At 45.9% G+C, this 23,891-nt stretch carries 20 protein-coding genes; 8 read left to right on the forward strand and 12 right to left on the reverse strand.

Annotated features, from left to right (window positions below):
• Positions 1-35: 35 nt before the first annotated feature.
• From ACL934_RS03775 to ACL934_RS03795, 5 genes are all read right to left on the reverse strand, one after another.
• Positions 36-815, reverse strand: a complete 780-nt coding sequence (locus ACL934_RS03775; RefSeq protein WP_413613125.1) for a hypothetical protein — start codon at positions 813-815, stop codon at positions 36-38.
• Between the two features lie 199 nt (positions 816-1,014).
• The gene (locus ACL934_RS03780) at positions 1,015-1,491 is read right to left on the reverse strand and encodes an actin-binding protein (protein ID WP_374077835.1); all 477 of its coding nucleotides are present in this window, start codon (positions 1,489-1,491) and stop codon (positions 1,015-1,017) included.
• 65 nt (positions 1,492-1,556) lie between these two features.
• The gene (locus tag ACL934_RS03785; protein ID WP_374077838.1) at positions 1,557-1,880 is read right to left on the reverse strand and encodes a DUF4286 family protein; all 324 of its coding nucleotides are present in this window, start codon (positions 1,878-1,880) and stop codon (positions 1,557-1,559) included.
• Between the two features lie 9 nt (positions 1,881-1,889).
• A complete protein-coding gene (locus tag ACL934_RS03790; protein WP_413613126.1) occupies positions 1,890-3,227 on the reverse strand; it encodes a TldD/PmbA family protein in 1,338 nt (445 codons plus the stop codon).
• A gap of 2 nt (positions 3,228-3,229) precedes the next feature.
• Positions 3,230-4,654, reverse strand: coding sequence for a TldD/PmbA family protein (locus ACL934_RS03795; protein ID WP_413613127.1), 1,425 nt, complete (start codon positions 4,652-4,654; stop codon positions 3,230-3,232).
• A 216-nt stretch (positions 4,655-4,870) separates the two neighbouring features.
• On the opposite strand from ACL934_RS03795, the gene ACL934_RS03800 reads away from it, so the two are divergent.
• From ACL934_RS03800 to ACL934_RS03820, 5 genes are all read left to right on the forward strand, one after another.
• The gene (locus ACL934_RS03800; protein WP_374077844.1) at positions 4,871-5,110 is read left to right on the forward strand and encodes a hypothetical protein; all 240 of its coding nucleotides are present in this window, start codon (positions 4,871-4,873) and stop codon (positions 5,108-5,110) included.
• Between the two features lie 60 nt (positions 5,111-5,170).
• Positions 5,171-6,334: an EF-P lysine aminoacylase EpmA gene (gene epmA, locus ACL934_RS03805; RefSeq protein WP_413613128.1), complete on the forward strand. Its 1,164-nt coding sequence runs from the start codon at positions 5,171-5,173 to the stop codon at positions 6,332-6,334.
• A 158-nt stretch (positions 6,335-6,492) separates the two neighbouring features.
• Positions 6,493-9,879 (forward strand): tail fiber domain-containing protein, encoded by a 3,387-nt coding sequence (locus ACL934_RS03810; protein ID WP_413613129.1) that lies wholly within the window; start codon positions 6,493-6,495, stop codon positions 9,877-9,879.
• Positions 9,880-9,943: 64 nt separating this feature from the next.
• Positions 9,944-13,048 carry a hypothetical protein gene (locus ACL934_RS03815; protein ID WP_413613492.1) on the forward strand — a complete coding sequence of 1,035 codons (3,105 nt, stop codon included), beginning with the start codon at positions 9,944-9,946 and terminating at the stop codon, positions 13,046-13,048.
• 94 nt (positions 13,049-13,142) lie between these two features.
• Positions 13,143-13,442: a hypothetical protein gene (locus ACL934_RS03820; protein WP_413613130.1), complete on the forward strand. Its 300-nt coding sequence runs from the start codon at positions 13,143-13,145 to the stop codon at positions 13,440-13,442.
• Between the two features lie 49 nt (positions 13,443-13,491).
• Here ACL934_RS03820 and ACL934_RS03825 read toward each other — a convergent pair whose 3' ends face one another.
• The 6 genes from ACL934_RS03825 to ACL934_RS03850 all read right to left on the reverse strand — a co-directional run bounded on the left by ACL934_RS03825 (position 13,492) and on the right by ACL934_RS03850 (position 18,966).
• Entirely contained in the window at positions 13,492-13,785 is a 294-nt protein-coding gene (locus ACL934_RS03825) for an HU family DNA-binding protein (RefSeq protein ID WP_295905738.1), read from the reverse strand.
• Between the two features lie 102 nt (positions 13,786-13,887).
• On the reverse strand, positions 13,888-15,147 hold the full coding sequence (locus tag ACL934_RS03830) for a glycosyltransferase family 4 protein (RefSeq protein ID WP_374077849.1): 1,260 nt from the start codon (positions 15,145-15,147) through the stop codon (positions 13,888-13,890).
• Positions 15,148-15,151: 4 nt separating this feature from the next.
• Positions 15,152-16,273 carry a hypothetical protein gene (locus ACL934_RS03835; RefSeq protein WP_374077850.1) on the reverse strand — a complete coding sequence of 374 codons (1,122 nt, stop codon included), beginning with the start codon at positions 16,271-16,273 and terminating at the stop codon, positions 15,152-15,154.
• Positions 16,261-16,722: an 8-oxo-dGTP diphosphatase MutT gene (gene mutT / locus ACL934_RS03840; protein WP_374077853.1), complete on the reverse strand. Its 462-nt coding sequence runs from the start codon at positions 16,720-16,722 to the stop codon at positions 16,261-16,263. The genes ACL934_RS03835 and mutT overlap by 13 nt, the downstream gene beginning before the upstream one ends.
• On the reverse strand, positions 16,709-17,692 hold the full coding sequence (locus tag ACL934_RS03845) for a quinone-dependent dihydroorotate dehydrogenase (protein WP_413613131.1): 984 nt from the start codon (positions 17,690-17,692) through the stop codon (positions 16,709-16,711). The genes mutT and ACL934_RS03845 overlap by 14 nt, the downstream gene beginning before the upstream one ends.
• A complete protein-coding gene (locus ACL934_RS03850) occupies positions 17,692-18,966 on the reverse strand; it encodes a Glu/Leu/Phe/Val family dehydrogenase (protein WP_374077856.1) in 1,275 nt (424 codons plus the stop codon). Before ACL934_RS03850 ends, ACL934_RS03845 begins: the two co-directional genes overlap by 1 nt.
• 335 nt (positions 18,967-19,301) lie before the next feature.
• Here ACL934_RS03850 and ACL934_RS03855 point away from each other — a divergent pair, with 335 nt between their 5' ends.
• Together ACL934_RS03855 and ACL934_RS03860 are read left to right on the forward strand one after the other, a co-directional pair.
• Positions 19,302-20,786 carry a hypothetical protein gene (locus tag ACL934_RS03855; protein ID WP_413613132.1) on the forward strand — a complete coding sequence of 495 codons (1,485 nt, stop codon included), beginning with the start codon at positions 19,302-19,304 and terminating at the stop codon, positions 20,784-20,786.
• Positions 20,787-20,800: 14 nt separating this feature from the next.
• The gene (locus ACL934_RS03860; protein WP_413613133.1) at positions 20,801-21,682 is read left to right on the forward strand and encodes a MipA/OmpV family protein; all 882 of its coding nucleotides are present in this window, start codon (positions 20,801-20,803) and stop codon (positions 21,680-21,682) included.
• Positions 21,683-21,714: 32 nt separating this feature from the next.
• On the opposite strand, the gene ACL934_RS03865 is transcribed toward ACL934_RS03860, so the two are convergent.
• Entirely contained in the window at positions 21,715-22,590 is an 876-nt protein-coding gene (locus ACL934_RS03865; RefSeq protein ID WP_413613134.1) for an alpha-ketoglutarate-dependent dioxygenase AlkB, read from the reverse strand.
• 199 nt (positions 22,591-22,789) lie between these two features.
• Here ACL934_RS03865 and rfaE1 point away from each other — a divergent pair, with 199 nt between their 5' ends.
• On the forward strand, positions 22,790-23,818 hold the full coding sequence (rfaE1, locus tag ACL934_RS03870; protein ID WP_374077864.1) for a D-glycero-beta-D-manno-heptose-7-phosphate kinase: 1,029 nt from the start codon (positions 22,790-22,792) through the stop codon (positions 23,816-23,818).
• Positions 23,819-23,891 lie beyond the last annotated feature (73 nt).

Consider the following 23,891-nt stretch of genomic DNA (forward strand, 5'->3'; position numbering starts at 1 on the left):
ATCTTAAGAATACTTAAGCAAACCTTCACCTAAGCCTAGTTCGTGAAAATTTTTGAACAGCGTTGCATGAATTTTTCTTCGGGACTTACACGATTGTCTTTGAAAAATTGAAACATATCTTTGAAGTAGTCGTTGTAAAAGCCGTCAAAAAGTCCACCTGGTTTGGTGTTATACTCCCACGCATTGGGACCGATTTTGTTGGCCTTTGTGACGTACATGCGAAGTTTGCCATCAGTCGAAAATTTTTGGAAATTCGCGAACCAATCTTCGAGCAATACAGGACGACCGATAAAGGTATCAACGGCATACCAACCACTCTTGTCGCTGGCCTTCACTAATGTAGCGACGTGAAACTGCCAATCAATTCCACCGGCGCGCATAGGACCTACGATGAAGACTTTTTTAATAGAGTCTTTCGCAACTCCGTGACGGAGCAGTTCAAGATGGGCATAAAGGGCTCTGCCAAAGCAAAAACCAATTTCACCTTTAGGATCGTACTTGTAGTTTTGGCCAGTCACTTTATTTGTATTTGTCTTAGTAATAATTTTTTGCGCTTGTTCAAAAGAAATTCCGTTCAGTTGATTCTTAGAACTGGGTTCAAACTTATTGATCTCTTCCATCAACTTTTTATTTGTCGCTGAGATATCATCACCACGCCAAATCTCTTGATTGCGCATGTAGTACAGATCCGCTCGCAACTCGATAGGTCCCCACGTCGGATCGTTGGCAAGTGCCGGAAGTGAAGAGAGACTCAAAACCACAGAGAGCAGCCCTAGAGCGTAGCGTGTTTTAGATGATCTAAAATGTTCCGACATAAGAGCTCCCTTTTGGGAGAGAAATGAGCAATTTCTTTGCCCGCCCAAGGAGGCGTCAGATCAAATATAAAAGGGTTTTAACAGGGCTGGCTGTCTAAAGGCTGAAAGGCCGCCAAATAGGGGCCCTTCATTGCGAGGAAATAAAAAAGGAAGGCGGATCAGGCCTTCCTTCTTTTTTGCTATTTGAAAGCTTGAGAGCTTAGGCTCTTTTAGCGGCTTTCTTAGTTGTTTTACGAGCAACAGCTTTTTTCGTCGTTGCCTTTTTAGTCGTCGCTGCGGCTTTCATTTTTGGTTTTGCAGAAGCTTTTTTAGATGTCTTCTTCATTGTTTTTTTGAAGAGAGTTTTTTCAAGCTTAGCTTTTTGCGCGATGGCTTTCTTTTTATAAGCCGCGATGTTTTTTTCCAAACCATCGGCAGACTTTTTGATTTTCGCAATCGTGCTGTTCACTTCTTTTTCAAGTTTTGCTTCAGAAGTGCCAAGAACTTTCACGATCTCTTGGTATTTCTTCCAAGCCATTTCGATCTTTTCGTCTTTTTGTTGGTCGAAACGGTCTTTGAGCTCAGACTCTTTTTTCTTAATTTCGTCATTCAGCTTTTGGAAGTTTTCAAGAAGGCTTTGAACACCTTTTGTTTCAGAGAGATTTTCCAAGATTTTTTGAAATGCTGCTGTAGCCACCAGAGTCTCCTTTGTTTACACGCCTAACATACACCGAAAGAGGGGCGAAATGAAAGCCCCACGTTCTATTTTGACTCAAACTTAATAGTTTCAAGCCAGACTTCACGTTGAGCCGAGAACTGACCTGGGAATTTCTCAAGGCCTTTCTCGCGCAATTTCATTGCGTATTCAGTCATGTAGAGCTTCATGTGCTCTTCATCTTTGAGTTTATACGTAATTCTAACGTCTTTACTCGAGGCCTCGAGGCTTCCGCCTTTACGCAGGCACAGTTCCGCCTCTAAGAAGCCCGGGCATGCGAGCACTTCTTTAATGTGTTCATTTTTAAGCCACTCAACGTACTCAGCATAGGCTTCGTGACGAACCATCAAGTGAATCATATAACTAACCATGGGAACTCCCTAGAGCGTAAATTTGAAGTCCTTGATTAGCATACCGGGAACTTTTTTGCCACCGAAAGCGCGGCTTTCATAGGTAGAAACCATCGGGTCCACCTCTTGGAAGTCGGTCACGGCCAAAAGATTTTCGCCAAGGCAGTCATAAAGGCTTTCGTCAAAACGCAAATCCGCAATCGGAGCCACGATTTCGCCGTTTTCCACCCAGAAACAAGCATAGCGAGTCATTCCGGTAATGCGAGCATTCATACGATCCGACCAGTTCAGATAGTGAAGATTTGACAGGTACAACCCCGTGCCGAGCTCCTTCAGGATATTTTCCTGCTTAAGTCCACCAGGCAAAATTTCCATTGCGCGAGGATATTCGCCAGCATCAGCCGCATTGCCAGCGACTTCATATTCTTTGGCAGAGCGAGTGCTCACCAAGAAATTCTTAAGTTCACCTTGAGAAATCAGGTCCATTGTTTGCGGAGCCAATTCACCCAAAGAGTTAAAACGATGAGTCAGACCCATGCCGTAGTTTTCACGAATCGAGAAGAGCTTCGATAAAGTTTTTTCTTTATCTGCCAACTTCTGCATCGAGCTTCCGCCTTGTTTGTAGCCGTTAAAGCTCAATGAGCCCCAAGAAAACATCGAAGCCATTTCTGCCACAGCACCTGGAGCCAGATACGTGCGGTAAGCTCCCGGCTTCAAAGTTATTTTTGGACGCTCCATTAAGCGCAGCTGATTTTTACTTTGCGCCAAATTGGCTTCGAAATCTTTTTGCTTCCAAGAAGTGCCGGCATAGATCGACTTCACGGCTTTTTCACCCATGTAAAGTGAGTAATCCATAAAGAAGTTTTGAGTCGCAAACCAGTGACTTTGACCTTGAGAGTTTTTATTCGCCGTAATCAAAGGTCCACCACAGTAAAGTCCCGCAAGGTCACTGCCTTGAGCAGGATGCGTGATGGCTTCAATGACTTTTTCGTCAGGCAAAAGGTCGCCTTGGAAAGTGCTGTCGCTTGTGCCGTTGTTTTTCAAAGGCACTTGATAAGGATCTTCAGGAAGCAAATCGCATTCTTGACGAGCTTGCGCCAGCCAGAAGTCCGCGCGTTTTTTATCTTCCTCGATATTTCCTGTGATAGAAAAACTTAAGTTCGCCGTCTTGCCATCTTTTTGCAAAAGCAAACCGACAGTGCGTTGTTCAACATGTGTATTTTGACGAACTTTATTACCGTTAAAACGAACGAATAAAGATTCTTCCGCACTCAAGTTGATATTCGCTTCTTCACCGCTCTTCAGATTTCCAAGCAGGTGATCGGCGGTCGCGTTGAATGATTTTTTCATATTTTCTGTAAAGCTCATAATTACGCTCCAAAAACTTCGACATTGCCGAAGAGACAGTAAGGAGTTGTGTGCCCCACACGGATGACTTGGTTCGGTTCGCCTTTTCCGCAGAAAGGGGACCCGTAAGTTTCGCGATTCGCACTCACAGCTTTCAAACCATTCCAGAATTTCACAGTGGTGCCGCGATAGTTTGGATTTTTCAAAGTCTTCGTGAGCTTTCCGTTTTCAATTAATTTTGCATACTCACAGCCGAACTGGAATTTGTTGCGGTAATCGTCAATGGACCAAGATTTATTGGCCATCATGAAAACCCCAAGCTCTACAGACGCGATCATGTCTTCAAGTTTACTTGTGCCAGGTTCAAGGTTGATATTCGCCATACGATCAATCGGAGCACGATTCCAAGAGGAAGAACGGAAGTTCGCCACACCCGGAAGATTCAAACGAGATTGAGATTCCAAGCCGCCAAGGCCGCGCACCAAGACACCGTCTTTGATCAGAAATTCTTTCGTTGCCTTGTGACCCGAATCATCAAATGCGTAAGAGGCCATGGCATCTGGAATAGTTGGATCGAAAGTCACGTTCATCAACTTCGATCCGTATTGCAGTTTTCCAAAGTCATCCGGTTTTACAAAACTCCAACCGGCATAGTTGCGTTCATCACCCAAGATGCGATCGTACTCTAGCGGATGTCCGATAGACTCATGCACTTGCAAAGTCATTTGGTCCGGAGCCAAAATCAAATCCATTGTCGTGTCAGGGCAGTTCTCAGCTCCCAAAAGCTCCACGGATTCTTCCGCGATCTTCTTAGCGCGTTCTAAAATCGAAGCGCGATTGAAAACTTCTGCTCCGACTTGCAAGCAACGGGCAAGGCCGCCGCTGTCCGTCCGAGTTTGTGTTTCGCCGTTAGCTCCCGCCGTTGTCGAGAAGTCGGTGCTCACGATAGAAAAATTTTGGAAGATCTCAGATCCTGAAGAACTTACGGATTGGAATTCCGTTTCAACGATCATTGTCGTGGCTGAACGGCTCATGATTTTATCTGAAACCTTCATCGCTTTTGTCGCATCCACAAAAATGTCGGTAATTTCTTTAGCAGAAAAAGAATCCAAAGGTTTGATCACCGGAGATTTATAAGAGCCTTTAGCAGTTGGACGTTGGGCCAAAGAGAAGTCGTGGACTTTCTGAGAAGACGCAGCTTTTGCCATCGTCACAGCTTTGGCCAGGGCTCTTTTGATACCGCTTTCCGTAAGATCACTTGTTCCGGCAAATCCGAAATGTCCGTTCACCAAAACTTCAACCATGATTCCTTGATCGAAAGAGATAGAATTGCGATCCGTTTTTTCATCGCGCACGTTGCGGAATGTGGTTTTTTCAGTGACGTGACGTAAACTGACCCAGTCGGCATCGTTTCGTACAGAATTGAGGGTGCGTTGCAAATCGAGCATCTAGAGCCCCTTTCCTTAATGTAATTCAACACTTCCAATAAAGGATGCTAACAAAAAATACAACTCGGAAACGTCCTGATCTGAAAAGTCGCATTGAGTAATACTTCCCAGGACTTCCAAGCGAACTGGTAGCAAAAATTCCTGGCAAGGCATTTGCTTTATAGGGAATGCAGGAGGAGCTGGTGTCATTAAGACCCGGACTAAGACGAGGCACATATGAGAATCCTTTACGCTCTACTAACAACAATGATGATCGCAATGTTAACTCACCTCAGCGTCGCTCAGGCGGCGATCCCGAGCATCCCGTCTTGCACGATGGCGAGCGAAGGAATTTATAACGGATCTTGGGTGAAGCACCGTATCGTTGTTGAAGAAGACGTCCTCGGTGGAGCAAACGACATGGATTCCATCCTTGCTCAGCTAGAAACCTTGCGCACACAAGGACTTTGCCGCTAAAGTGGCAGAGCTTTGACTAGACAAGAATACTTATCCCGCATTTGGAAGTCCTACCCCGCAATGCCTGCCCAATATCAGGTGGCAGGCCGAATTTATCAAATCGAAAAAGACGGGGAGTCATTAAAACTGATTCTTCAGCGCGATTCGAAAACTCACAAAATCCAATTTGAAAAAGCACCTCAAAATTCTGAATTTCTCATTGAAGGGGATGTGGTTGTCGTTATTTCTGCGGAAGAAATTTGTTTGCTGGCGCCTCAGAAGACCTCTTTGCCTCACCGCAAGCTTAATACAGAGATTCTAAAAACTTGGAACATCTATGTGCAGGGGCTCCGGGATTTTTTCAAAGCACAGGACTTCTTGGAGCTAAAAACGCCGTCATTGGTGCCGTGTCCAGGTACAGAACCCAGCCTTGACGTTTTCTCGACGACTTTGAAAGTGGGATCTCGCACAGAAAAACTTTATCTGCCGACAAGTCCGGAGCTGCATCTAAAAAAAGCGTTGGCTTTGGGAGCAGAAAAGATTTTTGAAATCGCCCCTTGTTATCGCAATGGCGAGGTGACGGAAAGACATCAGCCCGAGTTCTTGATGCTGGAGTGGTATCGGGCCTATGACAATCTCGCGAATATCAAAAAAGATGTGGAAAACTTGGTGTACACAATGGCGAAGCTTCTTAAAGTTTCTGCTCCTCGCAGTGTGAAGAGTTATTCCATTTCCGAATTATTTAAAATGCACTGCGATTTTGATCTTCGCCCTGACACGACTAAAGAAGAACTCAAAGTCTTGGCTGAAAAATTAAAAGTCGACGTGAGAAGTGCCGACAGTATTGATGACTTTTTCTTTCTTATTTTTATGGAGAAAGTGGAATCACAACTGCCTCCCGAAGATCTCATCTTTGTGGAAAAGTATCCTCCGTACCAAGCCGCTTTAGCACGTATAACAGCCGATGGTTGGGGGGATCGTTTTGAGGTTTATTGGAAGGGTTTAGAGCTTGCTAACGCTTTCCACGAACTCAATCATCCCGAAATTCAGCGCCTGCGCTCAGCGGAAGATCTTGAGAAAAAGAAAGATCTGCACAAAGAGGTCGTCAATCTCGATGAAGAGTTTTTTGTATGCCTTGAGGCGGGAATGCCTCCCTCCGGCGGAATCGCTCTTGGCGTAGAACGTTTGTTTATGGCTTTGTTAGGAAAGACTCGGATCTCAGACCTTCGTCTTTTCACTTTTTAATCTATTAGAATTCAGCAATAGAAATGCCTCTTTAAGAATATTGATTTTTAGCTCTAATACGCGGTTTCTGAGGCAAGGTCGGATTTTCCTGGAACAGAAACCCCTTGGGATTTCTTAGGATTTCATGAGTGTGTTCCGAATAGTTAGTCATGGAGCTCATGAAAACAATGGTACGTAACGGAATGTTCTTAATAGCCTCGGCTTTTTGTACCGAGGCTCTCGCATCTCCTGGGACTTTAAACTACCAAGGTCGTATTCTGAAATCGGATGGAACCGCGTTGGAATATAACAACGTGAGCTTCGCATTTGAATTTACGAATGAAACTGGAACTTGTGTTTTCTATCGGGAGCAAAGAAACAACGTGAACATGCAAGGGTCTAAGGGGATTTTTGATATTCCCATTGGCGAAGGCACTAAACTTTATCCAACGACACCCAGCTATTCTCTTCGAGATGTTTTTAATAACTCTGTTCAACATACTTGCGAGGGAGCAACGACATACACTCCGGCCTATGATGAAGTGCGTGTTTTGCGCGTGCAGTTTCATGATGGAACGGGATGGAAGGCTGTTACTCCGAATACGACCATTCGCTCGGTACCTTTTGCAGGTTTCTCTTATTCTTCATCGCGTTTAGGTGACAAGCTTCCCACGGATTTCGTTTTAAAGACCGCGGTGACGACGTGTACAGCGGGCCAGTATCTTACTTTTGATGGAACGAACTTCACTTGTCAAAACGATGCCGGTGGAGCGGGAATGGTTTCAGATATCAACGTGACAGCCCCGATGACAAAGGGTGGAACGGCCTCTATTCCAGTTCTTGGGATTAGTGTTGGTACGACGGCTGGAACAGTGGCAGCGGGGAACGATGCGCGCTTTACTGATTCTCGTCCACCCTCAGGAACTGCCGGGGGAGATCTGAGCGGGTCTTATCCAAATCCGTCTGTCGCAAAAATTCAGAGTGTCGCCGTCTCAAGTACAGCTCCTACTTCGGGACATTTTTTTAAGTATGATGGCTCGCAATGGTTGAACTCTGCCATTGCGATTTCTGATGTGACGAATTTATCGACGACGTTAGGAACATATCAAACAACAGCAGCCTTCAATACGGCGGTGGGAAGTGGGAACTGTGCTTCTCACCAGACTCCTTATTGGAATTCAGTGTCTGGTTCTTTTCAGTGCCAAGCGATCAATGTGTCTTTAGCCGGAGACGTCAGTGGAGCCATTGGCTCTGTCACCGTCAATAAAATCAAGGGTGTAAATGTCGATACAACAGGTTTAACATCGGGACAGGTCCTAAAATACGATGGAACAAAGTGGGCTCCTGCGAGTGACAGCAATGCGGGTGGAACCGTGACAAATGTGACGGGAACAGCTCCCATTGTTGTCGCGACAGGCTCAACAACTCCTGCTATTTCAATTGATAATGCGACGACTTCGACAAAAGGTGCTGTTCAGGTGGGAGCCGGTATTGCGGTTTCTTCAGGAACTATCAGTGCGGACCCTGCAAATTTTCCTTCCGCAGTTCCCATGAGCAAAGGCGGAACGGGGGCGACATCAATAACAGCGAATCGTTTGATTGCTTCCAATGGAACTGGATCTGCATTGATTCCTTTTACTTGTGCCGCTGGTTACGTCATTACATTTGATGCGACCGGAATGATGATTTGCAGTCCTTTCCCGGATGCGTTTGTGAATGGTGGAAACATATTTGGTACGACGACAACATTGGGAACGAATGATGCGCAAAATTTGGGATTTAAAACAAATGGGGTCGTGCGTGCAACTCTGAAAACGGATGGAAATTTTGGTATTGGCAACTCCAATCCTTCTTATCCATTAGATATAACCGGAACTTCTACAGCAGCTCGTTTCACTTCCAGTTATAATGCGGGAACCAGAGTTATGATTGCCAACACCGACACAGGTGGAAAATCTTGGAATTTGATTTCTACAGGTTCTGCAAGTTCAGGTGGTGTGGGAGCTTTGGTGTTAGCGGACTTTTCTACGAGTGCTTCCGGGCAATTCTCTTTTGAGTCGGACGGAAAATTCGGCGTGGGAACGCTTGTCCCTGCAGCAGCTCTGCATGTTTCGGCACCTAGTGCGATTGCGAGAATTTCCGCAAGTGGACTGAATGAAAATGCCTCTTTGCAGATCAATAACGAGCTTGAGAACAATGGCTATTCTCTGACTCGCGAAGACTCTGTCAATGGATTGCAGTTCAATTACGAGGCTCCTATTGGAACGACCTCGAAGCTGCTGATGACTATGCTGAGCACGGGTTACGTGGGTATAGGAGTCACGAATCCTACTCTAAATTTATCACTGGATGGAAATTCAAATAAAATTGTCGGTACAGAAAGACAGACCTCAACTTCACCGGGCAAAAACCTAACCCTGCAAGTCGGTGGCGTCATCTCTGGGGGCAACAACTATCCGGGAGGAGATTTAATCCTTAAATCAGGCATTGCTACGGGAAGTGGAAGTTCGGGCATTAGCTTTTTCACATCCACTGCTGGCGCCAGCGGAGCTACTGATAATATTCCTACTCAAAAAATGACAATTACGGGTGCTGGCGACGTCGGGATCGGAACAGCATCGCCTGCGGCTCCCTTGCACGTCGCTGGAAATATCAAAGTAGGTCTTGTGAATCCCGCTAATACGGGCACTCTTCCTGGTTACGGAAACTATTTGTATTTCCATGGAGGTCCGAGCCCTGCGACTTCAGATAGTGATGTGACTGATCCCATGTGGATGGCTCGTTACAATCTCGCGGCCGATCAATCAGAATTGCGAGTGAACATTACGGATAACAATCAGGCTCAAGATTCATTCTCGGTAGGTTATACAAGTGCGGGAACCTTTAATACGCTCATGCGTGTTCAAGGTGATGGCAAGGTCGGAATCGGAGATACGTCGCCAAGCTATAAATTGGATGTGAATGGTGAAGTCGCTGGTCGCAATGGACTTGGCTATGTGCTCTACGTGGGTGGTGATTCCTCTGGAGACCTTGAAATCGGAACAACACAGACGACTAATAACAACTTGGTATTCTACAATCGCGGTGGGGGCCACGGTATGGATATCCAAGCCCGCAATATTACGTATTCAGGTTCTTTGAATCCTTCGGACCGTCGTTTGAAGAAAGAAATTCAACCTTTGCACTTCTCGTTGGAAAAAATCCTGAAAGTGGAAGGGGTCAGTTATTACTGGAAAGAACCGCAAAAATATTCTGAGGGACTTCAGCGCGGTGTGATCGCGCAACAAGTGGAAGAAATATATCCGGATCTAGTTAAAACAGATAAATTGGGCATGAAGAAAGTGAACTACTTAGGTCTGATTTCTCCGATGATTGAAAGTATCAAAGAGTTCTATACTTTGTGGTTCAACGACAGTCAGAAAATTCATAAAGAAATGGACGTGCAAAGAAACCAGATTTTAGTCCTTGAAGAACAAAATAAGGAGCTCCAAAAACGCAATAAAGACCTCGAAGAGCGTTTGCAAATTATAGAGAAGCATCTTCGTAAACCGGCCTCAATTGATTAGGCTCTCTCGGAGAACCCTGAAACTACACTAAAATGCGATATATTCCGATAAGTAAGCCATGGGAATGTTTTGCTTGGTACGTTTTGGATTTCTCGTTCTCTTAATCCTTTTGCATGCAGTGGCATTTGCCACGCCGTCGTCTTTAACTTATCAAGGGCGTATTCTTAAATCTGATGGGACGCCTGTAAACTCAGGTACTATCAGTTTTCTTTTTGAAATCACAAACCCAACCGGTTCTTGTGTGATTTATCGTGAACAAGTAAATGGCATTTCGATGAACAATTCAGGTGGCGTGTTTGATGTTCCCGTCGGAATTGGAGCCCAGTCTTATCCTGATTTGATTGCCAACCCCACGTTTACAGTTTTGAGTTCTTTTGAAAATGGAAAAAGTTTTATCTGCGACGGTGGAGTTTCTTACTTGGCAGGCCCCTCTGATGTTCGCAAGTTGCGCGTGCACTTTCATGATGGAGTCGGGTGGAAGTTGATTACACCTGACAATACGATTCGCGCAGTTCCTTTCGCTGCACAATCAGCCATATCCACAACTGCAAAAAATGCGGAGGCATTGGGCGCGCACCCTGCGACGGACTTTGTATTAAAAAGCGCTCTTCAGACTTGCGGATTGGGTCAGTATCTGACTTTTGACGGAACGACCTTCACTTGTCAAAACGATGCCGGTGGAGCGGGAATGGTTTCGGATGTCAACGTGACAGCGCCTCTCACAAAAGGTGGAACGGTTTCGATTCCTATTATAGGCATTAACATTGGCACGATCGCGGGAACTGTCGCTGCAGGAAATGACGCCCGTTTTTCTGATGCGCGCACTCCGACAGGAGCCGCCAGTGGTGATTTAGGTGGAACTTATCCAAATCCTTCTGTTGTGAAGATCCAAGGTTTCGCGGTTTCAAATGCGCCTCCGACATCGGGGCACTTTATGAAATTTGATGGATCTCAGTGGTTGAGTGCGGCGATTGGTATCGGTGATGTTACAAACTTAAACACCACTTTAAACACATACGTTTTGAAATCCACTTTCGATGGTTATGTGACTTCGGCAGGATGTGCACAACATCAGACGATGTATTGGAGCCCGGTATTGGGTTTTCAATGTCAGGCGATCAATGTTTCTGTTGCTGGTGATGTGAGTGGAGCTATTGGTGCGGTTTCTGTTAACAAGATTAAAGGTATTGATGTTGATATCACGGCTTTGGCGGCAGGCCAGGTTTTGAAATACGACGGAGCGAAGTGGGCTCCAGCTTCTGATAGTAATGCTGGAGGTACTGTCACAAATGTCGCGACAGGTACGGGATTAAGTGGCGGTCCAATTACGTCGACAGGAACAATTGCTCTCGCTGATACAGCAGTCACTGCGGGTTCATACACACGAGCAAATATCACCGTCGATGCTCAAGGTCGCTTAACTGCAGCAAGTAACGGAGCCGCTATCAATCTAGCTTCTGAAATGACGGGGACTTTGCCAATTGCCAACGGCGGTACGGGGCAAACCTCTGTACTGGCTGCATTCAACGCACTTTCACCGCTAACAGCAAAAGGTGATGTTTTAGTGCGCGACGGAACAAATAATATACGCTTACCTGTTGGAACGGATGGACAGGTTCTATCTGCAAACTCGGGCCAAACTTCAGGGCTTCAATGGATTACTCCCACAAATGGAACAGTCACGAATGTTACGGGCACGGCACCGATCGTCGTTGCAACAGGCTCAGCTACTCCTGCCATTTCAATCACTGATGCGACAACGGGAGCAAAAGGGGCTGTGCGGGTTGGGGCTGGTATCGCGGTGTCTTCAGGTACTATCAGCGCTGATCCCGCGAATTTTCCTTCCACTGTTCCGGTAAACAAAGGCGGTACGGGAGTAACGGCATTCACAGCAAATAGATTGGTTGCTTCCGATGGAACCGGTTCAACGCTGTCGACATTTAACTGTGCTGTCGGACAAATGGTTTCCTTTGATGCCACGGGTATGATGATTTGTTCTACATTTACAACTGGCTCCGTTTTAATCAACAATGGAAACTCTTTTGCTGGCGATGCGACCCTTGGAACCAATGACAATTTTCCTCTAAATTTTGAAACTAATGGCACAACCAAAATGACTGTGCTTGCAAATGGGAACGTCGGTATTGGAACAAGTAGCCCTCAGCGCTTGTTACATATGACATCAAATTCACCTGAAATGATTTTTGAGGAAAGCGATCAGGTAGCCAATTCAAAAATGTGGAGAATCTGGTCTAGTGATGGTCAGTTGAGTTTTCAACCGCTTGTCGATGCCATAGCGGGTAGTCCAAATCCAGCAATGGAAATTGCAAGAAATGGCAACGTCGGCATCGGAACATCAGCACCATCACAGCTCCTGGAGGTTCGCAAGGATCAAGCAGGTTCGCCGACGATTGCGAAAGTCACGAACATCGGAACAACTTCTGGTACATCAGCTCGATTCGACTTGGCGACAGGTAGCGCCAACTCATACGGTATCCTCTCTATCAGAGAGAGCGGAACAGGGAACAATTCACTTGAACTTTCGACAGGCGATGGCGTCACGAATGGAATGTTCTTCACAACAGGAAGTTCGGCGACCAATATTCCCATCGTATTTCGTCAAAGCTCTACAGAACGTATGCGCATTGACTCCGCTGGTAATGTCGGTATTGGGACTACGGCGCCAACCGCAAAACTTGACGTTCGGGGCGGCTCGATTCAAAACGAAGGGTTCAAAGTAAAAGTCTTCGTGGGAACGGCGATGCAAACAGCGACTGTGACAGTGGTCGGAGAAAATTGGACTGACATTCCAGGAACGGCAATCTCTTTCACTTTGCCACGGGCGATGACTGTACAAATGGATGCAAAAGGATCACTTGTGATGACTCAGCCGGGCTCTAGTGCTAACGGCCATTGTGGCATTCGGTTTGTCGTGAACGGAGTGGGGCAAGGGCACCCATCTTGGGGAGATCAGATTATCGGTGTAAGTTCCCCAGCGTCGGCGACGGCAGGTTGGTGGCATGCATGGACAACACAACGGCATATTGCACTCGCAAGTGGAGCACACACTATCAAACTGCAGATGACGGGTTGGGCAGGAGCGGATAGCGGTTGCCAATCGGCTGTTGAACCCTATTCTGCAGCGCGAATCACATTGGATGCCTACTAATGGTAAAAATAACAATCACACGATCCTAACTTTGAATCTGGGACTTTCTTTTATAAAACCTCTGCATCTTTCAAAGCATCACAAAGAGGTTTCTATGAAAAAGCTTATCGCCGCTTTATTGGTTTTATCTGCAGCTCCTGCTTCTTACGCGGGAAAAATGAAAGAAATTTGGTGGATGACGAATGAAAGCGTTCTTGAAACTTTGGGTTTTGATGAAGGTACCGTCGCGATTGAGAATCACAAATTCGTGCAAGTTGAAGGTGCTGATTTAGCGATTCAAACAACGGTGCGCGGTTTCTATCGGGTGAATGGTTCTGTGCCGACTTATCAGTGTGTAACGGCGTTTTTAAAAACGAATGACTTCTATGATGTGCTTAAAACAGAGTGCAAATAAGTGGAAATTCGAGAAATAAAAAAGGGGCTGTGAAAGCCCCTTAGCTTTTTTAGCCCTTTTTTTCTGGGCCGTTGTTGATGTCTTCTTTGAGTTCTTTTCCGACTTTGAAGAACGGAAGTTTCTTTTCATCAACGTTGATGATTTCACCCGTACGAGGATTGCGACCTTTGTAAGCACCGTATTGACGATTCACAAATGAACCAAAACCACGGATTTCAATACGGTCATCGCGCATCAATGCTTCCACCATAGAATCAAAAATAGTGTTCACAACGGTTTCAGCTTTCACGCGTGTGATGCCCGCTTTTTCAGAGATTAAATTAATCAAATCCGCTTTAGTCATCTTCGGCATTCCTTAAATCAAGCACATAAGCTTAAAGTATTGATAACACTCCCGATTATACAGAACTGCGGAGGCCTGACCACCACTTTTCAATACTTTAACTCAATGCTTCTTATACAAACCGGTGTTCAGGAGGATTTTACGGTAGGCATCAAGAGTCGCCTGGACCATCTTAGGCGTGTCGAACAGATCGACGACTTTTTGGCGTGCTCGGTCGCCGATCTCGTCAGCAGGCATGGTTCCAGAGAAAATTTCGACCAAAAGATTACTCATCGAGTCCACATCGGCAGGGCGGAGTAAGAAACCATCCCGACCATCTTCAATAATATTGGCAATCGGGGACACTTCCGACCCCAAAACAACCTTTTTTTGTGCCATGGCTTCCAAAGTAGAAGGCTCAAAACCCGTGCTTCTCGACCCCATGTTCACGAAGACATCACCCAAAACAATGTAGTCTTCAATTTCCGTTGAAGGAACGGCCCCGGTCATCACAACACGGTTGCCGAGAGCCAAATTCAAAACTTGGAATTCGATGTCTTTATACTTAGGCCCGTTGCCGACCACGATCAAATAGCTATTGGGTTTTTTGATCGCGACTTTTTCAAAGGCTCTTAACAAAGGCATGATTTCTTGAGCTTCGGTCATGTCAGTGATGGTCACAGCAACATGAGCGTTTTCAGGAATGCCTAATTTTTTACGAAGTTCTAAAGACTTTTCTTTCGGAGTCAAATCGCCCAACTCAATTCCATAAGGAACAGTATAGGTATGATAATCCGGATAAAGATAATATCTTTCCAGAATGATTCTTTGCTGAGGATTGGTGACAAAGATACCGTCGGCCGTTGAGAGCAAACGACGATCGCCACCATAATAAGTCGTTAGAAACTTATACGTTGTTGCAAGGGCCGTTGTTAGCATACTGCCCAAAGTGTCTTGCTTCATCGCAAGGATCGCAAAAAGTTGTGACATCTGAGTCGCTTCCACGTCATAGGCCATGGCGACCTTCAAATCATCTTTGCGACTGCCGATGCGATACCCGGATTTATCAATACTATGAACCAAGTGAAACGGTTCTTCTTTATGAAGCTGCATGAAGCGTTGGCGCACGGCCATTTGAAAACTCATGTGCGAAAGATTTTTTGCACCTTCATGAAGAAAGAAAACGCGCACGCCATCACGCACGACTTCCGGTTTTTTCAGAGGAGAACTTGCCGCAAGAACAGTGACTTTGTGACCTTCTTTGGCAAGACCCTTGGCAATAGGCCACAAAAATCCGTGATCCGTTGCGCGACTTAAAATCGGAAAACGATGCGACGTCAGACAGATGTTTAATGTCTCGGGGAGACTGGATCTTTTGGCCATGATCCTATCTTAGATGATTTAAAGCCTTGTTGTACAGGCGATTGAGTTCATTCAAAGACGAATCAATCAAATGGCGGTCTTCCGCAAGTTGTTCGGAAAGGGATTCGGGAAGTTTTAAATGAGGCTTAGCCAAAAGTTTGACCAAGTCTTTTTGCAAATGATGGTGGTTTAAAACCCAGCAATTGACCGTGTTTTTCCAAAGATCCGAATGCACGCTTGTCTGTTTGGAGTCGAGAATCAAAACAGAATGGCACTGAATAGCTCTCATATAGTATTCAGTCATTTCCACCGGGCTGAGAGGCTGTCCCGCCAGAACAAAAGCAGTACTTTTCTCTAGGAGAGAACGGCTTAGGTGTGAAGGTAAATCCCCGGTGACAGTCCAGTGATGCCCGCACTGAAACTCATCCATCCATGCGGCAAACTTTTTACGATCACGCAAAGACCAATGGGAATAGGAGCCCCACAAAACGACTTTGTACTTTTGCGCAATAGTACGGATGCGCACAAAGCTGTCAGACTCGGGATTGAATTTGGTTTCACGGAAAGGCACGACGACGTAGGGGGTTTTCGCCAAGTTGTGAAGAAGTTGATCTTCTTCTTCATCGCTGTAAACCATGGCTTTCGGTGTTTCGTTTTTTAGATCTAAAACCGGAGGCAAAATTCCGCGTCCTTGACGAGTCGAGCGCACATCCAATCCGCGCAGCTGCCCTAAAGCCTCCACTGTCGGACAAGTGATGATGTCACTTTCTTCAATCAAATAACGAACGGGATTACGACGAGTCAGTCCATGGCGAATGTTCAAAAGAGATGTTGTAAGAACGCAAGTGGGATGAGATTTCGCAAATGTGGAAAGGATCATCTGCGCAGCGTTCATTTTATCTTCATCTAAAACCAAGTGAAGAATTTGCGGCTGAAGACCAAAAAGACCGGGAATAATACGCAGACCTTCTAAAAGACTCCAGCGTTTGAAATATCCCATAAATTCAATGCCGTTGGTGTCGTGATTGTCGAGATTCTCGCCATGACTGGTAAGGAGAACCACCTCATGCTGCTGGGACTTTAAAGCCTGTGCCAGCTGCCACGAGGTTGCGTTCACATGTTTACTCACCAGAATTATTTTCGCCATTCAAGTCCTAAGGCTTTGTATATCTTATGGAGAATCTTGCGATTGGCCTCAGGAATGTTTCGGTGCTTCAACTCTTCTGGGTGAATCCATTCAAGCATCATATGGTGCTTGGCCCGAGGCTCGCCCTTCCAATATAGGATTTCATAAAATAATATGAGAATCCCTACATCTCCGTAAGAATGTGTACAAGCAAGCTTGAGTTCGCCAACTTCGGCTTCAATTCCAAGCTCTTCATTCAGCTCGCGGGCCAAAGCTTCTTCAGGTGTTTCACCTGTCTCAATTTTGCCCCCAGGGAATTCCCATTGACCGGCAAGAGAGTTGTTTTCAGGGCGTTGACCGACCAAGATTTTACCATCTTTACGCAAAAAGCCCGCGACCACAGGAATCCAATGTCCTTTACGGATTTTAGATTTTTTGGGTTTTGTCTCTACTGCGCTATCGTCCGTCATTATACCTTCTCGCCACGTCATGGAAAAAACTGGGTCCATGGAAAACAAGTGCAGAATAAATTTGAACAAGATCTGCGCCCATTTGCAATCTTTCAAAGACATCTTCTGGGGTGAGAATGCCTCCCACACTGACCAAAAGCAGTCCCTCACGTTTTTTGCCCAAGCTTTCGACAGCCACTTTTAGGGCGCGCTGCGATAGCTCTTTTAAAGGAGCTCCAGAAAGACCTCCTTCAGATGGAAAATGACAGCCCGGTGGACGAGATAAAGTCGTGTTTGTTAACACGAAGCCATCAACTCCCAACTCTTGGCAATGCAAAACAGTTTCTGCCAAAGCTTCATCACCCATATCTGGAGACAGTTTGACAAGAACCGGAGTAGGCTCGAAGTGCGAGACGCGATCTACGATAGGAGCAATAAGATCTCGCAAATTGTCTTTGTTCTGAAGATCTCGAAGGCCCTTGGTGTTGGGGCTGGAGATATTCACAACATAGGCATCTGCAAAAGGGCGGAATTTATCCACCAATGTCAGATAATCTTGAACAGCTTGGTTGTTGGGAGTGTAACGGTTCTTTCCGATGTTCACAAAAATCGGCGTGCGATAGTTCGGAGCGTAGAAAGCGAGATTATAAAAAGTTTCCTCAGCACCTTCACTTGGAAAACCCATCTTGTTCCACATCGCCTGCAGATTCATGTCCCGATCCATGATCTTGCCAGGATTCGGAGTTTGTGGAAGAGGAGTGACAGTTCCGACTTCAACGAAGCCGCAACCCAGAGCCCACCAGTCTTTCAAATTTTCAGCATTTTTATCAACACCACCGGCAATTCCCAGAGGATTTGCAAAATGCAGATCACGCCAGGTAAAGCTTTTCCAGTGCGGAGTTTTTCTTCCGTGAATAAGGGAATACAGAGGTAAAGCCAGTGGGCTCAGATCGTGAGCCCACTGGGGTGGTAAGAGTAACCAAGGACGCATTAGCGAGGGTACAATCCTCTAAGAAGCATTGCTTTCTCAAGGCGTTGAACAGAAACCGCCATCGCAGCAGATCTCATGTCGACATTTTTCTCTTTAGAAAGAGAGTAACCTTTGTCGAATGCTTTTGTGATGATACCTTTCAGGCGGCCATTCACTTCATCTTCGTCCCAGAAGAACGACATGATATCTTGAACCCACTCGAAGTAAGACACGATCACGCCGCCACCATTCGCAATAACGTCTGGAGCGATGAAAACACCGCGCTTATGAAGGATCTTAGTTCCTGCATTTGTCACAGGACCGTTGGCACCTTCAACGATGATTTTAGCTTGGATTTTTTCCGCATTGTGCGTATCGATTTGATTTTCAAGAGCGCAAGGGAAAAGAGCGTCACATTTCACTTCAAGCAAGTCTTCATTGCTGATCGGAGTTGCTTTTGGATAGCCCTTCAAGAACTTGTGAGCTTTTACGTATTCCATCACTTCAGGAATATCAAGACCGTCGCCATTGAAGATACCGCCAGAAACGTCAGACACGGCAACAATGCGAGCGCCACGTTCGTGAGCGAATTTCGCTGCGAAAGAACCTACGTTACCGAAACCTTGAATCGCGATGGATGCGCCTTTCATGCTCATCTTGCAAACTTCGAAAGCTTTTTCAGCGACGTAAACAACACCCAAACCTGTTGCGTGGTTACGACCCAAAGATCCACCGATCTCAACCGGTTTACCAGTCACAACACCTGGTTGTGCAAAGCCACCTTGTTCTTGAGAGTAAGTGTCCATGAACCACGCCATTGTTTGTGGATCAGTTCCCACGTCTGGAGCCGGGATGTCTTTAGTTGGTCCAACGAAAGGGCCAATTTCAGAAGCATAACGACGAGTCAGGTTTTGTTTTTCAGTGCGAGAAAGTTTTGTGGGATCAACAGTGATACCACCTTTTGCACCACCCAAAGGAAGACCAAGTACAGAGTTTTTGAAAGTCATCAAAGCCGCAAGGCCGACAACTTCAGAGAGGTCTACATTTTGGTGATAACGGATTCCGCCTTTGTAAGGGCCGAGTGTTGGAGAGTACTGAACGCGATAGCCAGTGAAAACTTTTACGCTGTAGTCGTCCATACGAACAGGGACGGAAACAGTGATCGCGCGACGAGGACGTTTTAGACGCTCAAGTACGTTAGGGTCACAGTTGATAATCTTTGCCGCTTCTTCGAGAGTTTGAATAGCGTTTCTGAAAAGAGGCCCGTCATACAAGGGCTCTATCTTGTGTTCCATGTTATGTGTCTCCTTAAAAATACACCCGCAAAGTCTAATGAAGTAAATACTCAAAGTCACTCCGGAAAAAGGTGATGACTCAGTGGTTCTTTCTGGACACAATAAGGCCTATGCTTCGGTCTTGTTTTTTCACCATCAGCCTTACTTTAATGACCCTTCCAGCCTTGGCGGCGAGCCCGCAGCGAGCTTTCCTGGAGCAATTTCAAAGCTCCCGGATTAGTTTTCCCTCCGAAGAGGCCCCTATTCTGGCTGACGCCCCGGGGCGTTATCCGGAGCCTTTCAACTTCTTCCTCGAAAGCGTCTTCAGTTGGATCCCTCGCGGAGAAACCAAACTGATGAGTGCCAGTTGTTCTCCGGATACGTGGCAAGAGCGCATGCGCGATCCACGTTTGGCGGGTTCTTCGCAGTTGCAAGGGGCCTTGGTTCAAAAATATTTCCAAGATTGTCGAAGTGAATTGGAAACAGGGGAGAACGGTTACTTCGCAAACTTAATGAGCATGATGACCATGAAGTATGCGCCGCAAGCCCATCCTTTCTTGCGTCGGGTGGTGGTGAATTTGCCAGGCAACGTGAAGTTGAAAGGCCTTCTGGGACTCAAGGGAGATTTAAAGCGCCGTCCTCTAGTTATCGTGCGTTTGGGAATTTTTTCGAACGTCGAAGATTTTAAACCGGAACGTGCGTGGCTTATGATGCTGTTTGAGCAGTCGCCATTTAATATCCTGATGCTCGAAAATATGTCGAGTTCCGACTTTGTCGCAAATAACAACCAATTTTCATTCGGCGGCTACGACGAGGGAATACAAAATGTTTTAGTGGCGCGTTTGTTGACCGACTCTGTGGAGCCGATTTCTCAACTTGTCGATAGCGTGCACGTCTTTGGTATCAGCTTGGGAGGCCACGGTGTTTTGTTCTCTTCGCTGCTCAATAAATATAATTCTCCGAAGCACGGTGCTCTGATTAATAGCTTCACGGCTTTGTGTCCCGTGGTTGATTTGAAAAAGACAATGGTGGCATTAACAGAGGGCGGAGTGAAGTCGGCCTTTGTGGATCTATGGAGTCGCCAGCGTTTGACGGGCCTTGATAAAAAACTTCCGGCTCTTGTGACCTATGACAGTTTTGCCTTTCTTTCAAAGGCGATTTCTGAAATCGCACGAACTTACCACGGTGGGCTTTCTTATATTTCCAGTGTGCGTCTGCCTCCTGAAATGAAAGACAGTTCTGATTTTTGGGGCCTGAACGATTTTTGGAAGTATTATAAACAAGTCGATCAGCCCGTTTTAATTTATGCGACAGAGCAAGATCCCGCTGTGCCATTCAATTTGAATTCGGAGCTTTTGCAAAATAAAGAACTTAAAGTGGATAGTAAAAATATCCGTGTGGTTGAACTCCCTCAAGGAGTGCACTGCACCCTGCCAGTTCCATATGACTGGCATGCCTTAGCTACTTTGTTCCAATCGTACATCTTGTCGCACTCTCCGGGATTTAAAATGACGGAGCGATCTTTGGAGGTCGAACTTTCTGATGAGGAATGGGCTGGATTTTTCGATGAAGGCTCCCGTGTGAAATTTGAAGTGCAAGAACCGAATAAGAAATCCGGTTTTGTGACGATCGAAATGGAAGTTGAGAATGCCAAAGGGAATGAAAAGACAATGAACTTAAGTCTTCCTTTGTCGCAATTTGATTTCCGTTTTTTAAATCCGGAATTGAGTGCCTCTGAACAAGAAATGATTGTGCGTTGGTTGAATCAGAATTTGAAACTGCGTATTCAACCTAAAAATGGCAAATACGCCTTAAAGGCCACATGGTCTGTCGCAATGTAAGAGCTTGCTTCTTATTGATCGTACTTATTTTTTTAAGTGCTCCTTTGGCCAAGGCCGCCGAAGAAAGTAAACCCTTGTGGGAGTACGGCTTCGGAATGGGTTATGCCAAGTACGCCCAATACCCCGCTGCGGATCAATATGCTGAACTGATCTTGCCTTTTCCCACTTTTCAATATCGCGGTGAAATTCTACGCGCCGATGATCGCGAAGGGGGACGAGCTTATCTTTTAAAAAAAGAAAAATGGTCTTTGGAATTTTCGGGGAGTGGGTCACTCCCGTTAGATTCTTCCAACAACCGGGCCCGTGAAGGTATGGAAGATCTTCCCTTGGTCGCCGAAGCAGGACCGCAACTGGTCTACTCATACAGTCAGGATTGGGAGTTTAAAGTTGCGGCATTCCCCTCGGTGATTATCGAGGGGGCTTACATTCGTCAAAATGGCGGGTCATTGTATTTACAGGCGGCCTACCGCTGGGAGCACGAGTGGGTAGGGCCGTTGGCGAAGCCCTTGTGGCTCAGCGGAATTTTCACTGTAAATGCGAAGGCCGCTTCTCAAGAATTCAATGCGACCTATTTCGAAGTTTCAGCGGCGGATGCGACTTCGACCCGTTCGGCTTATGAAGCGGTGTCTGGATTTTTAAATACTCAAGTGACGTATTTTCAGAGAGTGTCAGTGGGACGTTTCACAGTTTATATGGCGGCTTCTTACGCGGACTATTCACAATCCGTGAATCGCACTAGTCCCTTGCATCGCGCGGACTCAAACTTTGAATACGGCGTTGGATTAACTTATGTTTTAGGTGAATCCGAACGCAGATCTGTTCCTCCAGAAGACACTGAAGGTTTGATTAACAAAGCCATTCAAAAACGCAAAGACCGCCTGATGCGATTCCAATAGGTACCTGCTTCCCTTCGTGTCGATTTGGTACCTTAAAGCTGCTCTTTAAAGAACGTTGAATGCTCCGCCAACTTTTCCATATAAGCTTGTACATCTTCTTTGGCTTCGTCAGAAAGACGTTGGAACGGAACGATGTGCTCGTCCGGAACATAGCGGAACGTGAAGTTGATTCGACGAGTTTCAAAATTTGAAATTTCATTCAACGGAAAAGTGTGACCTTCTTTTTTATCCACGCGTTGCACGCGATGAAAAAGATGTTTCTTAAATTTCTCGCCACCAAAAATTTGCAAAGAGCGGTCATCCAACCACTGCTGTAAAACGACGTTGGATTTGGACTCTGTTCCCTTGCTTGAAACAAATTGGAAAAGCGCGCGTTCGCCAAAAGAAATTGAAGCAACCGGACCGGGTTCAAAATCTTTGTGTTCACCCACACGTGCGCAATCCAAAGATTTGCCGTCTTCTTGAATTTGATTTCCGTAGTAGTTAATAAGACACGTGTTCAAATGCCAGCCACGGGGAATATCGCGAGGTTCAAATGATTCGTGCACCAAGGCTTCGATCTTTTGCACGATGTATTCAAGAATAGGTGGATAACCTTCCGCCTTCACGCAGCGATTGTAAATTCCTTTGGGCGGGTGATAGTAATTCAAACAAGCAAACTGCCAGTTTCCCAACCAATAAACGGGACGCAAAAGAGGACGTTGTTTTTGGTTCTCTGGCGGCGGATTGTTTTTCGAATAACGCATCTCCCAGATCGGGTAGAGGGTGTTTAAATACTGAAGGATTTCTTCTTTTTCACGAGGAGAAATATAACCCTGTTTATAAACCAAACCCCGGGCCGGGCTGGGCGACTTTTCCACGCTTTTGGGCGGAAATTTGGGTTTGAAGGGTCCTTTAGGTTTAAACATAGGCGCAAATGTCTATCACAACAGAGGGCTCCAGGCCAAGCCGAAGGTACCTGCTTCCCATCGTGTAGATTTGGTACCTTGCGCCTATCCCAGAGTCGAATTCTGCATTTATCGGTACCAAATCAACACGATGGGAAGCAGGTACCTGGTGACAGGGGGAGGTCCTTCGGCTACAAATGAGCCGTGGGAGGATGAAAAAATGACAACCCCTGTGAAGGCGACCGTAGGTCCTCAAGAAAAAGAACTTCTAATCAATCAGATCCCTTTTCTTAAAGGTAAAAAAATCCTCATTATCGGCGATGTGGGACTGGATGAATACGTCTTGGGACAAGTTCGTCGTATCAGCCCTGAAGCTCCGGTTCCTGTTTTGGAAGTGGAAGAAGAAGACATGCGTTTAGGTCTTTCTGCCAACGTGGCTCAAAACGTGGTGAGCCTTGGTGGTGAAGCGATGTTGGTGTCTGTTGTTGGTGAAGATACGGGTGCAAACCTTCTTAAAGAACTTTTCGTAAAAAATGGTGTGAGCTGGGACTACATGATTGTCGATAAAGCTCGTCCGACGACTCGTAAAACTCGCGTTATGGCCAAGCACCATCATCTTGTGCGTGTAGATTATGAACTTCGAAAATACTTGTCTGCGGAAGCGGAAGCTCGCTTGATTGAAACAGTAGAGAAAAATGTTTCTAAGGCAGACTGTGTGATTATCGAAGACTACGCCAAAGGTGTGATCTCTCGCAATGTGGTCGAAAAAGTGGCTGCGATTTGCAAAAAGAATAATAAAAAGTTGATGGTGGATCCTCATCGCAATAATCCAGGTTCTTTCTACCTGGGTGTGGATTTGATTAAACCAAATTATGATGAGGCCGTTGTTTTGACGGGTCTTGATTTTGACGATCTTCGCGACAATCCAAATAAAGTTGTTGAAGTGGGTCGTGCTCTGCAAAAAATTACGGGAGCAAAAGAAGTCGTTTTGACTCGCGGAAAAGATGGCATGACGATTTTCTCTGGTGACGAAATCACGGAAGTTCCAACGTATGCACGTAAAGTTTTTGACGTGACGGGTGCTGGCGACACGGTGATTGCGGCCCTTTCTTTGGGCTTGGTTTCTGGATTGTCTTTAGTGCATTCATGCATGCTTGCGAATTATGCTGCTGGCGTGGTGGTTGGCAAAGTGGGGTGTGTTCCTTGTGAAATCCCTGAACTTAAAGAGTATATTCAAACAGCGCACTAACCCTTTTCAAATAACATATGGCTCCTCTCAGAAGAACCGTCATAGCCTTAAGAGCATGACGATTTTAAGGTGG

The sequence above is a fragment of the Bdellovibrio sp. HCB-110 genome (assembly GCF_047323225.1).
GTDB lineage: Bacteria > Bdellovibrionota > Bdellovibrionia > Bdellovibrionales > Bdellovibrionaceae > Bdellovibrio.

Bases quoted from the DNA above. Each gene is read 5' to 3' on its own strand.
- ACL934_RS03775 (WP_413613125.1), bottom strand. From the start codon at position 815: ATGTCGGAACATTTTAGATCATCTAAAACACGCTACGCTCTAGGGCTG.
- ACL934_RS03855 (WP_413613132.1), top strand. From the start codon at position 19,302: ATGAGTGCCAGTTGTTCTCCGGATACGTGGCAAGAGCGCATGCGCGAT.
- ACL934_RS03800 (WP_374077844.1), top strand. From the start codon at position 4,871: ATGAGAATCCTTTACGCTCTACTAACAACAATGATGATCGCAATGTTA.
- ACL934_RS03785 (WP_374077838.1), bottom strand. From the start codon at position 1,880: ATGGTTAGTTATATGATTCACTTGATGGTTCGTCACGAAGCCTATGCT.
- ACL934_RS03810 (WP_413613129.1), top strand. From the start codon at position 6,493: ATGAAAACAATGGTACGTAACGGAATGTTCTTAATAGCCTCGGCTTTT.
- ACL934_RS03790 (WP_413613126.1), bottom strand. From the start codon at position 3,227: ATGAGCTTTACAGAAAATATGAAAAAATCATTCAACGCGACCGCCGAT.
- ACL934_RS03865 (WP_413613134.1), bottom strand. From the start codon at position 22,590: ATGTTTAAACCTAAAGGACCCTTCAAACCCAAATTTCCGCCCAAAAGC.
- ACL934_RS03795 (WP_413613127.1), bottom strand. From the start codon at position 4,654: ATGCTCGATTTGCAACGCACCCTCAATTCTGTACGAAACGATGCCGAC.
- epmA (WP_413613128.1), top strand. From the start codon at position 5,171: ATGCCTGCCCAATATCAGGTGGCAGGCCGAATTTATCAAATCGAAAAA.
- ACL934_RS03815 (WP_413613492.1), top strand. From the start codon at position 9,944: ATGTTTTGCTTGGTACGTTTTGGATTTCTCGTTCTCTTAATCCTTTTG.
- mutT (WP_374077853.1), bottom strand. From the start codon at position 16,722: ATGACGGACGATAGCGCAGTAGAGACAAAACCCAAAAAATCTAAAATC.
- ACL934_RS03830 (WP_374077849.1), bottom strand. From the start codon at position 15,147: ATGGCCAAAAGATCCAGTCTCCCCGAGACATTAAACATCTGTCTGACG.
- ACL934_RS03850 (WP_374077856.1), bottom strand. From the start codon at position 18,966: ATGGAACACAAGATAGAGCCCTTGTATGACGGGCCTCTTTTCAGAAAC.
- ACL934_RS03820 (WP_413613130.1), top strand. From the start codon at position 13,143: ATGAAAAAGCTTATCGCCGCTTTATTGGTTTTATCTGCAGCTCCTGCT.
- ACL934_RS03825 (WP_295905738.1), bottom strand. From the start codon at position 13,785: ATGACTAAAGCGGATTTGATTAATTTAATCTCTGAAAAAGCGGGCATC.
- ACL934_RS03835 (WP_374077850.1), bottom strand. From the start codon at position 16,273: ATGGCGAAAATAATTCTGGTGAGTAAACATGTGAACGCAACCTCGTGG.
- rfaE1 (WP_374077864.1), top strand. From the start codon at position 22,790: ATGACAACCCCTGTGAAGGCGACCGTAGGTCCTCAAGAAAAAGAACTT.
- ACL934_RS03845 (WP_413613131.1), bottom strand. From the start codon at position 17,692: ATGCGTCCTTGGTTACTCTTACCACCCCAGTGGGCTCACGATCTGAGC.